Below are 15,853 nucleotides of genomic sequence, written 5' to 3' on the forward strand. Positions count from 1 at the left end.
TTGTACGCAAATCTGCGGTTGCCGTTTCCTTCATCAGAACAACATTTCATTCGGTGGCTTTACACCCTGTAAACGGATATAGATTGTGCACTGCCCGCGGTGATGTGTCTGGTGCTCGAACGCTTTTTGTATCCAGGATAATTTTGTTTCATCCAGGTTACCGCGTTTTACATGTTCGCCCAGTTGCGCGGCATCCATATTCCGGATGGAATTGATGGCATAGTCATAGCTGGCATTCACATAATGTGTAACAGAATCCTTGCTTTGGGCACCGGCTGATTTCTCCATGTTGAACCCCGCAAATATCCGCTGTGCTCCCGTACCGTTCGCCACCAGGCCGATATTGCCTGACGCCAGGTGCAGCATCTGTTCGGAAAACGTGCGGATACTGTCGACCACTTTTTTAGCATACCTGTCTGCAGGCATTGCATCGAGATAGGCATCCGTATATTTTTTGGCGCGTTCCCAGTCCTTGATCAGCTGTGCTTTCAGATCCTCGTTCGAAAGGGTCTGTGCACCGGCCGGAAACCAGGCGGTGATGGCAATAAGGATGGTGATGAGGGAACAGATTTTTTTCATGTTGAAAATTTTAATGATGAATAATTTATAGCGCTACAAAGTGTAATCCGGTACGGTTTTCTTCCGTATCGGGTGATGGACATAGGGTTTTTAGCATAGGAATGTACAAAACCCACTTATTCCACCCCGATTTTTTATATGAGCGCGCCGGCGGTATGCTGGCTCCAACCGCAAAATCGGCATTATGATGACCGGGCGGCAGATCCTGCCCGGAAACGGGTTTATTCCAGATTGCTTCATTTCCCCTTACTTTGCAGCCTTAATACCTGATGTATGGAATATAGTAAACTGATAGCTGTAACAGGCCTGAACGGCCTTTTTGAACTCGTAGGCAGCAAAACAGACGGCGCGATTGTAAGATCCCTCGACGACAAAAGCACAAAATTTGTCAGCAGCCGCGTACATAATTTTTCGCACCTGGAAAGTATCGAAGTGTATACCATCCGCGAGAATGTAAACCTGGTAGACGTTTTCCAGGCAATGGACGGCAGCAAGGAAAAGCTTCCTGATGAGAAAGATGCGGCGGCTGTTAAAGCCTATTTCAAAAAAGTGTATGCCGATATGGATTTCGAACGGGTATATGCCAGCGATATGAAAAAAATGATCAAATGGTACGGTATCCTCAAAGTCAACAACATTGAACCCAAGTTAAGCGAGGAAGAGGAAGAAAATACGGACGAACAGGCCTAAAATAACTGACAGCAGCAACCCCGGCACCCCGCCGGGGTTTTGTTTTGCCATTCTTTGACATACTTGAAACATGATATTACCTAACTTGGCGTTTCCAAGTACGGTTATGAAAAAAACGATTCCATGCCTGTTGCTTGCCTTGCTGGCAGGTTTGTTTACAACGGCTAAAGCCCAGAAATTTTACGAAGAAACCCCCGATGCAAAACGCTGGGTGAAAAAGAAGTTCCGCAAACTCAGCAAAGACGAGCGGATAGCGCAACTGATGATCATCCGCGCGCACAGCAATCTTGGCCCGGAGCATGTTGCTGAAGTTACAGAGCTGATCAAAAAATACAATGTGGGCGGACTCTGCTTCTTCCAGGGTGGACCGGTTAGACAGGCCCTGCTTACAAACAGCTACCAGTCGATCGCCAAAACACCGCTGATGATCTCCATAGATGCGGAATGGGGTGTTGGCATGCGGCTGGACAGTGTAACCAGTTTTCCGCGCCAGCTGATGATGGGTGCAACACCCGATGCCAGGCTTATTTATCGCTTCGGCCGGGCGGTGGGAGAGCAATGCAGGCGTTTGGGTATACAGGTAAACTACGCGCCGGTGGTGGATATAAATAATAACCCGCTCAACCCCGTGATCAACGACCGGAGTTTTGGCGAAGACAAATACAAAGTGGCGCTGTACGGTGTTGAATATATGAGGGGCATGCAGGACGTGGGCATTATGGCCACTGCAAAACATTTTCCCGGTCACGGAGATGTGTCGGTTGACTCGCACAAGGACCTTCCCGTGATATTGAAAAGCCGCGGACAACTGGAAGGACTCGAACTGTACCCATTTAACGAATTGATCAAAGCGGGCGTGGGCAGCATCATGACGGCGCACCTGTCTATTCCGGCCATCGATACCACCACCAACCTGCCCAGTTCTCTTTCTTACCGGAATGTAACAGAATTGCTGCGCAACGACCTTCACTTCAAAGGCATCACTTTTACAGATGCGCTCGAAATGCAGGGCGTAGCCAAGTTCTTTCCCAAAGGAGATGCATCGGTGATGTCGCTGATAGCAGGTAACGATATGTTATGCCTGCCCGGTGATATACCCGGCAGTATACAGAAAGTGAAAGAGGCCATCAGAGAAGGCAAACTCAGCTGGGATGATATCAATGCCAGGGTGAAAAAAGTGTTGCTGGCTAAATACCATCTCGGTCTCAACAACCTGCAGTCCATTCAAACCGAAAACCTGCTTACAGATCTCAACGCACAAACCGATGCCATCCGTAAAGAAATCAGTGAAACAGCGCTTACGCTGCTGAACAAACCCGATCAGGCTGTTTTTCCAATCGCCAAGGGAAAAAAGATTGCCTATGTAAGCATAGGTGCGCCCGCAGCCAATACCATCAGCAACCAACTGAAAGTTGATTACAATGCGGATATTTATCTTTTCGGGACCAGGGCGCAGATTGGCGCGCAGGTGATGGATGACAAGACAAATATTGTTCCCGCTGATAAAATCGACAATGAATCTGCAGCACAGGTTATCAACCTCATCAAGCAGAAGAATTACGACGTGATCGTTGTAGGACTGCATAATTTCAGTCGCAGACCTGCCGGTAATTTTGGATTGAGCAATGCGGCTGTTGCGCTTGTTAACGGGCTGCAGCAGAATAACTCGATAACGGTGGTATTCGGCAATCCGTATGCCATAAAAAATATCAGCGCCCCCACTGCGCTTATCGCTGCTTATGAAGACGATGAGCTGACACAGGCGGCGGCGGTTAAACTGCTGGAGGGGTCTATTCAGTCCAAGGGCAAATTACCTGTTAGTGTAACGGATCAGTTCAGGTTCGGAACAGGTATCGTGTACAATAGTTATTTTGCTCCTGCCGATCCCGCTGTGGCGGGCATCAACGCTTCGGCCCTGACGAGGATCGATAGCATTGCAAATGATGCCATTGAAAAAGGCGCCATGCCGGGCTGCGTGGTACTGGCGGCAAGAAATGGAAAGATCGTTTACCACAAAGCCTTTGGTTATACCACTCCCGATAAATCCGAACCGGTTAGCAAGGATATGGTATACGATCTGGCATCGGTAACCAAGATATCGGCCACTACGGTCTCCATTATGAAACTGTATGAACAGGGCAAAGTCGACCTCACCAAAACGCTTGGCGACTACCTGCCATGGACACGCGGTACGGATAAGGCGGGGCTGAACCTTACCGATATACTGCTGCACCAGGCGGGGCTGAATCCGTTTATCCCGTTCTATCGCGAGGTGATCGATACCAGTACCGGCGAGCCCAGATGGCAGTACTTTTCCATGGTAAAGGATGCAGCACACCAGACACGTGTTGCAGAAGACCTGTACCTGCGAAACGATTGGCAGGATTCTTTATTCAGGCGCATATTACAAAGCAAGCTCACACCACATGGCAGATACGTGTACAGTGATAACGATTTTATTTTTCTCGGAAAGATCGTGGAAGCCGTCAGTGGCAAGCCGCTTAATGAATATGTAAGAGAAATTTTTTACGAACCCCTTCATATGAGCAGCACCACCTTCCGGCCGAGGGAGCTGATGCCCCTGGATATGATCGTTCCCACAGAAGAGGAAAAACATTTCCGCCGGCAACTGATCCGCGGCGATGTACATGATGAAGGCTCTGCCATGTTTGGCGGTGTTGCAGGCCATGCAGGCCTGTTCAGCAATGCTTACGACCTGGCCCAGCTCTACCAGATGCTGCTGAACGGCGGACAACTGAATGGAATAAAACTGCTTCAGCAATCCACGATCGATAAATTCACCGCCTACAACAGTGATATCAGTCGCCGCGGCCTGGGCTTTGACAAACCGGAAAAAGACAATGCAACAAGAAAAGAGCCCTATCCCTCCGCCAGCGCTTCGCCGCAAACCTTTGGGCATACCGGCTTTACGGGCACCTGTGTTTGGGTTGACCCGAAAGAAAACCTGGTATATATTTTCCTGTCGAACCGCGTAACGCCCACCAGGAACAATACCAAATTCGGGCAAATGAATGTTCGTCCCAATATACAGGAGGCGATTTATCACGCCATAATTCGGTAATGGCGGGCATCGGGTTTAGTTTACTTGTTCTATCTTAGTGTACACAAGTAAACTATTTATGAAATCCATTTTACGCTTCGGATGCGGGGTCCTGCTGTTGGCGGCCGTCCTCACATCCTGCAAAAACACCGTATCCAAAGAGGCCAAATACATTCCCAAGGAAGCCACCATGGTATTTGTGGTAGATGCTGGTCAGATGCAGGATAAACTGCAGAAAGGCGGTATCAGTACCGATAGCCTGATTGCCCGTTTGTTCAAAAATGAGCCGGCTGACTCCAAAGACCGCGCAGAATTCAATGAAGCCCGGACCAATGCAGGTATCGACTGGGAGAAGAAATGGTTTTTCTTCATGATACAAAAAGCATTGCCCGACAAGAGCATGTCAACGACTTTCAGCGTACTCGGCTCTTTAAAAGATGCAGCGAAGCTGGAGGCTTATCTGAAAAAACAGGAAGACCTCAAAACCAAACCCATCCAGAAAGAGACTGATTACAGCTACCTCCTGGCGAAGGACAACACCCTGTTTGCATGGAACAAGGAGCAGGTGATCATTACTTTTTACTCGCACGCATCCAACTTAATTGGAGATACCGCAGCGGTTCAGATGGACCAGCCCAAAGATGTGGATGAAACTGCGGCACTGAAAGCACAGGTAGCAAAGTATTTTACCCAGAAAACCAGCGAATCGCTGGCTGACCAGTCGATCTTTATCGATATGTTCAAAGAAAAAGCAGACGGCTATGTGTTTACCAATACCAACAATGCGCCTGGCTATCTGCGCCTGCTGCCAATGCAGGTTCCGAAACTGGAAGAATTTATAAAAGACAATTACTCAACGACCACCTTGCATTTCGAAGAGGGAAAAATTGTTGCCCGGGGAACCAGTTATCCCAATCCGATCGTCAGCAACCTGATCAAACAGTATTCAGGACCGGCGGTGAATCTTTCGCTGCTTGAAAAATATCCATCCGCCAACCTCAATGGTTTTATGCTGTTTGCGGTGAACCCTGAGATCATCGGCGGTTTACTGAAACAACTGGAGATAGAAGGCTTTGCGAACATTGCTATGCAGAAAACCGGGTTAACACCGGAAGATATTTACAAAGCATTCAAAGGTGATTTTGCGGTGATGGTGTCAGATATCGGTATGATGGGTATTGAACCGCAGCTGAAAACCGATGAAAAAAGCATGATCAGCAAAAGACCATGGGGTAAAATGATCGTCAATCTTCCGGTGGGCGACAAAACAAGCTTCGACAAGGTCATGGGTAAGGGGGTTGAAATGGGTGGACTTGTAAAGACACTCGGCGGGTATAAGGGCAGCCAGCTATTGTCTTCTATCGGCTTATTTATACAGGCCGATGAGAAGAACCTTGTGATCGCAAGCGATTCCCTCACCTATACGCAATACATGGCCGGAGCATCAAAAGCTGTGATCGGAAAGGATATCATGGATAAGTTCAGCGGCGGCAAGTCTGCGATCATGTATTTTGATATCGCAAAAACGCTCAACACGCTTGCAAAAGACTCTGTTGGCAGCTATCATAACTCCCTGCTGACGGCCAGGCAAACATTTAAAGATGCAATAGGAGTGGTGAACTCGTTTGACGGCAAAACCCTGAAAAGCAGTTTTGAAGTACGGCTGCAGGACGAAAAACAGAATAGTCTTGTAACGCTTACCAGGCTGTTTACCGATATAGCGGTTGATATGCGTGTACAGGCAAGAATCCAGGACAGCAAACTTTTTCCGGGTGGTGTACCGGCGATTATCAGGACAAATTAAGAAAGCACAACGCGTATAAAAAGTCCTGCATGGCAGGACTTTTTATTTTGAATAAAATTTAATTTAGGACACATCAGCTGATGCGTATATCATTTACCAATATCATACCCCTTCCGCTAAGAGACAGGCTGACGCAAAGAAGCTCGGATATATGGAATACAACACTGACCCTTGAGCAGGGAGAATGGGTCAAAATAAAAGCCCCAAGCGGGACAGGGAAAACAACATTGATACATATCGTATACCGGCTCAGGCAGGATTACGAGGGGAAAATTTATTTTGACGATGATGCTATCGATTCAATGAAAGACGAATCGATAGCCGGGATCAGGCAGCAAAAGATGGCGATCGTCTTTCAGGATCTCCGTTTGTTTCCTCAATTAAGCTGTCGGGAGAATATCCAATTAAAACGTGTTATGCAGGACCCGGTTTACGCAGAACCGATGATAGATACCATGGCCGAGGCATTGGGCGTGTCGCATATTATGGAACAGAAAGCCGGTATCTGCAGCTACGGGGAACAGCAGCGTGTGGCGATCATTCGTTCGCTGATGCAACCCTTTGAATGGCTGGTGATGGATGAGCCTTTCAGTCACCTGGACCAGGTAAATACCGCTAAAGCTGTTCAGTTGATTACTACCGAATGCAAAAAAAGGAACGCGGGATTATTGATCACCGATCTTGAGGAGGACAATCATTTTACCTATACCCGGCAGTTACAGTTATAAAGAACCCCATGCAATTATTCAATAAATTATTGAAGAAACTGATCCGCACCGGCAGAGGGCGCAGAAGTTTTTTAATGGCGTCGATCGGTTTGTCCATAGCCATGCTGCTGATCCTGGCCGCCGTGCAGATACAGGAAAACTACCACGAACTATTGTACAGCAAAAGCAACCAGGACAGCGTGGCCAATTTCCTGGTCCTGAACAAAGAACTGACCGATCGCAATCTCGGCGCAACTGCCCTGGAGCGTGCGGAGATAACCGGGTTACGGAACCAGTCGTTTGTTGAATCCGTTGGCATATTAACGGCCAGCCGTTTCAAGGCGTCGATACAGAGTCGCAGCGATCGGTTCCCGTTTTTCACCGATATCGCTTTTGAAAGTGTACCCAAAGAATTTCTGGATGTAAACAGTAAAGAATGGAAATGGGAGCCCGGCGAGTTCTTTGTGCCGATCATAGCGCCCAATATGTTTCTCGATTTTTACAATTTTCAGTTCTCTTTTTCGCAGAACCTTCCGCAATTGACCCAGGAAATTGTAAAAATGATAGGGTTTACCGTCAATGTGTATGATGCTCAGGGAAAGGCGACCAGTTTTACGGGACGGGTAGTGGGTTTCAGCGACCGGATATCGTCGTTACTGGTGCCGCAGGAGTTCATGGATTGGGCGAACGGTCAATTTGCGCAGTCTGGTGAAGCCAAGCCCTCCCGGGTGATTGTGCGTACAAAGGATCCGGGTAATCCGGAGCTAGTGCAATATTTACAGCAGAACGGGCTAACTACGGATGCGGATAAGACGCGTTTCAGCAGGTACCGGCAGGTAGTTACCATTGTAGTGCGAATCGCCTGGATCACGGGGGTTGTTATGTTTGCTTTCGCGATGCTGGTTTTTACGCTTTTCATTCAGTTGACGATTGCCTCGAGCAAGGATGATATTTCGCTTTTGATCGGCCTGGGCACTTCACCCCGGCAGCTGCAGCGTTTTTTGATGAGGCAGTTTTTCCCCGCCAATATCTGGATAATCTGCGTTGCGTTGCTGGCGATCGGGGTGCTGCAGTATTTGCTTCATGGATGGCTGGTGCCGCAGCATGTATTTATAAAGCCGATTCCCTCGCCAGTATTGTTGGTGGCCGCCGTGCTGGTTTTATTGGTCATCTGGCTGGTGAACCTGGTAACCATAAAAAACTATACCAGACAGGTTATTTAATTGGGCAAAATAGGCAGGTGATTAATGACTTTTATCGACAATTTTCGCCCTAAAATCTATAGTTTTTTGTAGACTATTTATAAATTTTTTGTCATGAAGCACCGTGTTTTCACCGTTTTATTAACAAGAAAACACCGTTTTTTAAAACAATACTATCCTGTAATTAATTGAAAATCAACATATTTTTTTATTTTAATGTTTTTTACAGGTTTTGCCTATTTAACAAATTCTAATATAGACTACCTTGCGTACGATTGGGTTTTTCTCGAAAGGTCGGAAAAGCAAAATTTTAAAACGGAAAGACATGAAAAAATTTACGTTTGCCGGTAGCGTATTTACACTCTTTTTTGTTACAGGTTTTTTGATTATTGGGTGTAAGAAAGAGCAGGTTTCTACTCAAGAAAGCCAGATCAACTCATCAGAGTTGACAAACGTGTCTAGCCAAGGTATGGGCACGGAATCCATAAAAGGTCTTATTCCGCAGGATCATGCCGATAAAATGAGCGAAGCCTTTATTAGAAGATTTCCAAATGTTGATACAAGATCCGTTGGATACTCTACTAAAAACTTGATTTCCTTCTTAAATACACTTCTCGCCAAATATAAGTCAGACAGCGTTTTTGTTAGTTTTGGGTACTATGATAAAGAAACGGCTCCTCAAGCCTCGTATGTTGGACGGACAACGATCTTTTTCATGGGAAAAAATAATAAAGCTAAAACTTCTGGCGGCTCTCAGGGTTTTGAGGCAACTAGCGAAACCTCATCTAACTTTATGAATACCGGAGCAGTTGTTCCCCCTCCAGCGAATGACTAGAATGTTAGCTTAAATATGCATAGATTCTTTTCGCTGTTTTTTATTTTTGAAGTAGTTAGTCTGATTTGTTGTGTCTTTTTTTATTTCAAAAAAGGTCATAAGTTAATTGTATACTTCCTCCCGTTTCTCTTACTTACAGTAGGTGTAGAGTTTATTGGTAATTGGTGGATCGATCATGACATTTTCGGGAAATCCGCTTCCTTCGGAAAAAATGCGATGTACAACATTTTTTCCGCGGTTGAATTTATTTTCTATGGTTTCCTTTTTACTCGTTTTTTTAAAAAAAAGGTATTTAAGAGATTGGCCGCACTATTTATCCCCTTTTTTACTGTCGTCGTCCTTTTAAATATGATTTATGTACAGGGGTTTAATAAAACATACAATACTAATCCCTTACTTATAGGTTCCTTCTTTGTAGTGCTTTTTTGTTGTTGTTACTTTTATGAATCGATTTTACCAGACCAAGTAGATTTACAATTGACAAAACAACCATTTTTTTGGATATCCTGCGGTTTGTTGATTTTCTACTTGGGTTCCGTAATTATTAATGCCCTATTTGAGTACCTTACCAGTCAGGATTTAAAAGCAGAAGGATTAAAGATTTATAGTATAATAAATAATTCCTTAAATGTATTTTTGTATACATCTTTTTGTATAGCATTCTACGTATGCCCCAAGAGAAAGAAAACATTTTAGTTACTATTGTAATCGTTTCCGTTTTCTTAGTATTGGTTGGTGCATTTCTTTTATTGCTCTTATTCGTCTTCCTCCGTCGCCAACGAAAGAATAAACAGGAGAAAGAAGAGATGAAAAATCGTTTTGAGCAGACCCTGCTTAAAACACAGCTGGAGATACAGGAGCAGACCTTTAAATACATCAGCCAGGAAATTCATGACAATATCGGGCAGGTACTGAGTCTGGTTCGACTAAACCTGAACACCCTAGGTGAAAACGCCAACGGAGAAAAGGTGGAAGCCACCGATGAACTGCTTGGCAAAGCCATCAAAGACCTTCGTGATTTAAGTCATAACCTTCAAAATAACAGACTCCACGATATCGGCATCATCGAATCTCTACGCCAGTTGCTTTTCTCCTTGGAAAAAAGCGGCAGGTACCAGACCCGCTTCATAGCCTCGGATCACTTTTATATCGTAGATGCCAATAATGATATCATCCTTTACCGGATGATCCAGGAAATCATCAACAACATCATCAAACATGCCAACGCCAGGACCATCGACGTAAAAATCGATAGCCTGCCAGACCTCACCACCGTTACCATCGGCGATGACGGCATCGGGTTTAACACCAGCGTATTGAAGGAATCCCGTACAGGTATCGGACTTCAGAACATTGCCAACAGGGCAAGAATGATCAATGCATCGGTAGACATAAAAAGTACGCCGGGTAGCGGAACTGTCATAACTTTATTAATAAGATCTAAACAAATACCTGTATGACGTTTGTTGCTTTAGTAGATGACCACGAGCTGCTTAGAACAGGGCTTGCGGCCATGATCAATTCGTTCGAGGGATTTAAAGTTGTTATGGAAGCCAACAACGGTCAGCAGTTCGTTGAAAAAATAAAAACCACAAAAATAAACCCGGATATCGTACTCCTGGATATCACCATGCCACAAATGGACGGGTACGAAACCTCCAGCTGGATCAAAAGCAATCTTCCGCAGACAAGGGTATTGGTACTTAGCATGCTTGAGAACGATACGGCCATCATTCGTATGCTCAAGAACGGCGCACGCGGCTATATCTTAAAAGACAGTAAACCCAAGATTTTTAAAGATGCGCTCGACAGCATCAGAGACAGCGGCTATTACATCAACGATCTGGTCAGCAACAAACTCATGCATTATATCAACCACGAAGAAGTGTACGATAATGATGCCATGGCCCTAAGCAACCTCAGCGAAAATGAAATCACCTTCCTGAAATGGATCTGTACCGAGAAAACATATAAAGAAATCGCCGACGAAATGTGCCTCAGCCCGCGTACCATCGACACGTATCGCGACAACCTGTTTAAAAAACTGGATGTCAAAACAAGGGTGGGGTTGGCTATTTTTGCCATTAAGAACGGTATCGTCACTATTTAATTCATCTTAGCAACGGGTACTGCTATTATACTATGCAGCCGTCAAATACCATCATCCGACGGGTACCAGCACCCGACATTTATCAGGCCTGCTTCCGTTGCGCCCTCTTGTTTTTTTTGTTGTTTTTACACGGCCTGGTCTTTGCCCAGGTTCGTTTACAACCCATCGGCTTCTGGAGAGACCACCTGAGTTACCAAAATACCACACAGGTGATCACGGGCGATAAAATATACTGCGCCGCCAATACCCATGTATTTTCTGTTGATGCTGCAAACGAGGTGGACCGGTATACCAAGGTCACCGGCCTGAACGATGTGGGCGTTCGCTGTATTGGCTGGGACAATGCCAGCCGCCAACTGATCATCGCTTATCATAACAGCAATATCGATGTGGTACATGGATCTGGCGTAAAAAATATCGGCGATGTGAAAAGAAGCGGCATTTCAGGAAACAAAAGCATCAACGCTGTTTTTTGCAGGGAAGGATTTGCCTACCTGTCATCAGGCCTGGGTATCATCATAGCAGATCTTTCAAGGTATGAAATCAAAGACACCTGGTTTATCGGTAACAATGGAGGACAGGTAAATGTGAACGCATTTTGTACCGATAATACCTTCTTTTATGCGGCTACTGCCGAAGGTGTTAAACGGGCGCCCATAAATTCAGCAGCACTTGCCAACTACAACTCCTGGCAGAACCTGAGCGGAAACAACGGACTGCCGACAGGTGTCGCTAAAAATGTCGTACTCGCTTACAGCCAGGTTTTTGTTCAGACCGGTGACTCGCTGTTTGTTTTTAATGGCAACACATGGCAATTAGCCTACACCGACCCTGCCTGGTCTATTGTAAACATCACTTCGTCAGAGAACAAATTATTGGTTTGTCAACGCAATGCATCCGGCAATGCAAGGGTCATCGTGTTAACAGGCAACGGATCCATTGAACGAATACTTTCCCAAAGTGGTGTCATCTCGCTGCCGCTGTCTGCCATCCTCTCGAATAATATTCCCTGGGTCGCCGATCAGTTTGGCGGTCTTTCACGTTTTTCTGCTACGGTTGACCGGTTTGTGCCTAACGGACCGCCTGCACCCGCAGACGGTGAAATGGCCTTTTCTAACGATACCCTGTTTGTTGCTGCGGGCAGCGTTAACACATCCTGGAATTACCAGTATAACCGCAACGGCGTGTACCGGTTCCGGAACGGTCTGTGGGATGCACGCAGCAATTTCAACACACCGGTACTTGATTCCGTTCTTGATTTTATAACGATCGCTGTCAACCCCGGCGATCGTAGTCTCTGGGGAGGCAGCTATGGCGGCGGCCTGGTGAATTTCCGAAACGACAATACCATCGTCCTTTACAAAAAAAACCTCACCCTGCAGCCGGCAACAGGCGATCCCTCCAGCTATCGCATAAGCGGCCTGGCTTTCGACCGGTTGAATAATCTCTGGATCAGCAATTACGGCGCTCCGCAGAACCTGCAGGTCAGGAAAAACGACGGGAGCTGGAAATCGTTCACGATTCCTTTTCTGCTGACCGAAAACGCGGCCGGACAGATCATTGCCGATGACTATGACCAGTTGTGGATCGTAAGCCCGAAAAACAATGGCCTGGTCTGTTATCGTCCCGGTGCGGGTATCGACAATACCAACGACGATAAATGGAAGTTGTACCGGCAGGGGGCCGGAAACGGCAATCTTCCCAGCAACAATATACTGTGCATCGCCAAAGATAAAAACGGGTTTATCTGGGTGGGTACAGACAGGGGCGTAGGTATCATACAATGCACAGGCGATGTCTTTGGCGCACAGCTCTGCGAAGCCACTGTACCGGTTGTTCAGCAAAACGGATTTAATGGTTTGCTGTTCAAAGATGAGCTGGTGCAAAGTATAGCTGTTGATGGCGCCAACAGAAAATGGGTTGGCACAAAAAACGGTGTATGGCTGGTATCGGCAGACGGAGAAAAAATCCTTTACCGCTTTACTGCAGAAAACAGTGCGTTATTACACAACGATGTCAGGAAGATTGCAGTGAACCCTGTTACCGGCGAGGTTTTCTTCGCCACTTTCAGCGGCATCTGCAGTTTCAGAAGCACCGCCACTGAAGCGGACAATCGCTTTGACCAGGTGCTTGTATTTCCCAATCCCGTACCGCCGGGTTATTCGGGTACCATTGCCATCAAGGGTCTTGCGGATAATTCGTTTGTTAAAATCACCGAGCTGAATGGCAGACTGGTATACCAGGGACGCGCTCTTGGCGGACAGTTTACCTGGAACGGAAAAGACTACAAAGGTGGCAAAGCGGCCAGCGGCGTTTACCTTGTTTTAGCAAGAAACGATTCCGGGAACGAACAATTCGTTACCAGGATCGTTATCGTATCAGGAAGATGAAGTCATAAGGACTAATCATCATCGTCGTCTGCTTTTTTGATCGGCTTGAAGAAAGCTGCACGTTTGGGACCCGGAAACGGCACGTTGTCTCCTTTTAACCCATGCCATAATACAATATTAAACTCCAGGTCAGGCACCGCGTCTTCCTTGGCAAGATTAAACTTCTCGGAACGTTGCTGCCATTCATTCATGGCCGTATTCCGCTCGTTCAGATCCACTTTAGCCATCCTTGCCGTAAAGCCGGCAGGATTTGTTTCAGATGAAAAGCAGCGCCACATGGGTTGTGCAGCGGCATCATACTGGCTCATGGGTGGTATTCCCAAAATCAATTCCATTGTGCGGAGCATGGAGGACGTTGAGTACATAGTATGATCAACCAATCCTCTTTTTACAAAACCACCGGCAACATAGGCCGTGCTTCTGTGTGCATCCACATGATCTGCGCCATTCTGCGCATCGTCTTCTATGATAAACACAGCTGCCTCCTTCCAGATCGGGCTTTTGCTGAGGTGTTCCACAAACAAGCCTACCGCCAGGTCATTGTCTGCCACATGCGCATAGGGCGTAGGCCTTCCCTTACGTAAACCCTCGGTATGGTCGTTGCCAAAACGAACGCTGTTGAATTTAGGCACCGCGTTCACACTTACCAGTGAATCAAATTCTCTTTTCCATTGGAAAAAGCGCGTGGTATCGGGTATCCGGTTATCGTATCCGTTGAAATAAGGACAGAAATGATTTTTCAACGAGGGAATATTGGCTTTAAAATTATCGACAAACTCGCCGTAAGACCGGTAGCTCACACCCGCTTTTTTGCAATGGTCCCATATAAATCCACCTTTGTTATTGGCTGCCTCCCGGTTACCTTCTCCGTCGTAGGAGCCACCGCGGCCACCGTAACTGCTTACCCAGCTCTTTTCCAGGAAATCGGTTGCGTAGGCACCCATGGTCCAGTTATGCCCGTCGGCGCTTACTTCCCCGTCTACATAAAAATTATCAAGCAGCACAAATTCTCTTGCCAGCGCATGCTGGTTGGGCGTAATATGCTCGCCAAATAATACGAGCCTCGGGTCGCCATTGCCTTCTTTCATATCACCCAATACCTGGTCGTAGGTCCGGTTTTCCTTGATGATATAGAAAACATATTTGATGGGGCTTGGATCTCCGACTTTTCTTGGAATGGGATTGCCGGTCTCGCCCTGTGTAAACATCTCCTTAACCTTATTGTAAGGCGTATTGCGATAAACCACCTGCGAATACACGCTTAACTGCTGTTCGGTGGGCTCTTCCATCACCGTCATCGTTCCCTGGAAAAGACCTGCAATGTATTGTACGTTCTTCGGTCTTTCCGGGTCGCCTTCGTGATGCAGCACGATCTGTTTGTTTCCCAGCGGGTTTGGCCCGTATACATTGGCCATAGAAGAGAAGCCTTTGCCGTTTGATACAAATAATTTCTTCCCTATCACCTTAACATTGGTGGGGTACCAGCCTACGGGAATAAACCCCTTGCTTTTGCTCTTTACCGGAACTGCCACATCGAATACAGTCACACAGTTGTTGTCTGCATTGGCTATGTATAAAGTCTTTTCATTTTTACTCAATGCGATGCCGTTCGTGGTGGAGCCGTTCGGGGCATCGGGGTAAAGCGCCGCGTTAAGCGTTTCGATCACTTTTCTCTGTTTTGTATCGATTACAGAAACGGAGTTATCGTTGGAATTGGCCACATAGAGGTATTTGCCGCTGGCGGTAAGACAAAGCTCGTTGGGGTTATCTCCCACTGTTATTTCAGATACAATGTTATTTTTCTCCGTATCGAATACATATACCTTATCGCATCCCCAGCAACTGATATACAGCTCTTTTTTATTTGGTGAAAGCATACAGGCATATGCTTCCGCACCGAGCGAAAATTTCTGTTTTATGTTTTTTGTACGGAGATCGATGGTGTACAGGTAATGATCGTCCCTGGTAACCACATACAGCAGCTGTTTATTGTCGTCGATCGCTATACCGGCGGGAGCAATGCGGTTCGGCCATTTTTTACCCAGGATGATGCTGTCTTTTAACACCAGCTTTTTATTCTCGATCGCATACTCGAGTATCCAGTTATCATGACCGCCCGAGGCGTATAATCTTTTTTCATCGCCGCTGAAGACCAGTCCATACCAACTCTTGGGAACGATAACACTGTCGATCATCTTTTCCGATTCGGGATCAATCAGCTGAATGCTTTGAACGCTTTGCCCGTTATTGGTCACAGCCATCAGTTTTTTTGATTTGCTGACTGCGATATTCAGTGGCAGGTCTCCCAGCTGAAAGCTGCGCCCCACGGGCGTGAGGCCCCATCCGTTGGGAAGCATTACTTTTTTTGATTCGATGTCTGAAATTGTCTGGGAAAACGACGCGTAAGCGATGCCGATACAACATACAAACAGCAGCTTTCTCATAAGGTAGTCCTATTTAAAATAAAGGTATGAA

The 15,853-nt window shown here is 46.4% G+C and carries 11 protein-coding genes; 9 read left to right on the plus strand and 2 right to left on the minus strand.

Annotation, left to right across the window (positions count from 1 at the left end; genetic code table 11):
- Nucleotides 1–33: 33 nt before the first annotated feature.
- The gene (locus tag GWC94_RS13225) at nt 34–579 is read right to left on the minus strand and encodes a DinB family protein (RefSeq protein WP_161835486.1); all 546 of its coding nucleotides are present in this window, start codon (nt 577–579) and stop codon (nt 34–36) included.
- A 273-nt stretch (nt 580–852) separates the two neighbouring features.
- Between GWC94_RS13225 and GWC94_RS13230 the strand changes: the two genes are divergently transcribed.
- The 9 genes from GWC94_RS13230 (at nt 853) to porZ (ending at nt 13,378) form a co-directional block, all read left to right on the plus strand.
- Entirely contained in the window at nt 853–1,269 is a 417-nt protein-coding gene (locus GWC94_RS13230; RefSeq protein ID WP_161835487.1) for a DUF5606 family protein, read from the plus strand.
- A 106-nt stretch (nt 1,270–1,375) separates the two neighbouring features.
- Nucleotides 1,376–4,351 carry a glycoside hydrolase family 3 N-terminal domain-containing protein gene (locus tag GWC94_RS13235; RefSeq protein ID WP_161835488.1) on the plus strand — a complete coding sequence of 992 codons (2,976 nt, stop codon included), beginning with the start codon at nt 1,376–1,378 and terminating at the stop codon, nt 4,349–4,351.
- 58 nt (nt 4,352–4,409) lie between these two features.
- The gene (locus GWC94_RS13240; RefSeq protein WP_161835489.1) at nt 4,410–6,134 is read left to right on the plus strand and encodes a DUF4836 family protein; all 1,725 of its coding nucleotides are present in this window, start codon (nt 4,410–4,412) and stop codon (nt 6,132–6,134) included.
- Nucleotides 6,135–6,214: 80 nt separating this feature from the next.
- Nucleotides 6,215–6,862, plus strand: a complete 648-nt coding sequence (locus tag GWC94_RS13245; RefSeq protein ID WP_161835490.1) for an ATP-binding cassette domain-containing protein — start codon at nt 6,215–6,217, stop codon at nt 6,860–6,862.
- Between the two features lie 8 nt (nt 6,863–6,870).
- Nucleotides 6,871–8,064 carry an ABC transporter permease family protein gene (locus GWC94_RS13250; RefSeq protein ID WP_161835491.1) on the plus strand — a complete coding sequence of 398 codons (1,194 nt, stop codon included), beginning with the start codon at nt 6,871–6,873 and terminating at the stop codon, nt 8,062–8,064.
- A 304-nt stretch (nt 8,065–8,368) separates the two neighbouring features.
- Nucleotides 8,369–8,878: a hypothetical protein gene (locus GWC94_RS13255; RefSeq protein WP_161835492.1), complete on the plus strand. Its 510-nt coding sequence runs from the start codon at nt 8,369–8,371 to the stop codon at nt 8,876–8,878.
- A gap of 668 nt (nt 8,879–9,546) precedes the next feature.
- Entirely contained in the window at nt 9,547–10,338 is a 792-nt protein-coding gene (locus tag GWC94_RS13260; RefSeq protein ID WP_161835493.1) for a sensor histidine kinase, read from the plus strand.
- On the plus strand, nt 10,335–10,988 hold the full coding sequence (locus tag GWC94_RS13265; RefSeq protein WP_161835494.1) for a response regulator transcription factor: 654 nt from the start codon (nt 10,335–10,337) through the stop codon (nt 10,986–10,988). Before GWC94_RS13260 ends, GWC94_RS13265 begins: the two co-directional genes overlap by 4 nt.
- A gap of 119 nt (nt 10,989–11,107) precedes the next feature.
- Nucleotides 11,108–13,378 (plus strand): type IX secretion system anionic LPS delivery protein PorZ, encoded by a 2,271-nt coding sequence (porZ, locus tag GWC94_RS13270; protein WP_161835495.1) that lies wholly within the window; start codon nt 11,108–11,110, stop codon nt 13,376–13,378.
- A gap of 11 nt (nt 13,379–13,389) precedes the next feature.
- Here the strand turns inward: porZ and GWC94_RS13275 are convergent, their stop codons facing one another.
- Nucleotides 13,390–15,822 carry a bifunctional YncE family protein/alkaline phosphatase family protein gene (locus tag GWC94_RS13275; RefSeq protein ID WP_161835496.1) on the minus strand — a complete coding sequence of 811 codons (2,433 nt, stop codon included), beginning with the start codon at nt 15,820–15,822 and terminating at the stop codon, nt 13,390–13,392.
- Between the last annotated feature and the right edge of the window lie 31 nt (nt 15,823–15,853).

Source organism: Sediminibacterium soli (genome assembly GCF_009939225.1).
Lineage (GTDB): Bacteria > Bacteroidota > Bacteroidia > Chitinophagales > Chitinophagaceae > Sediminibacterium > Sediminibacterium soli.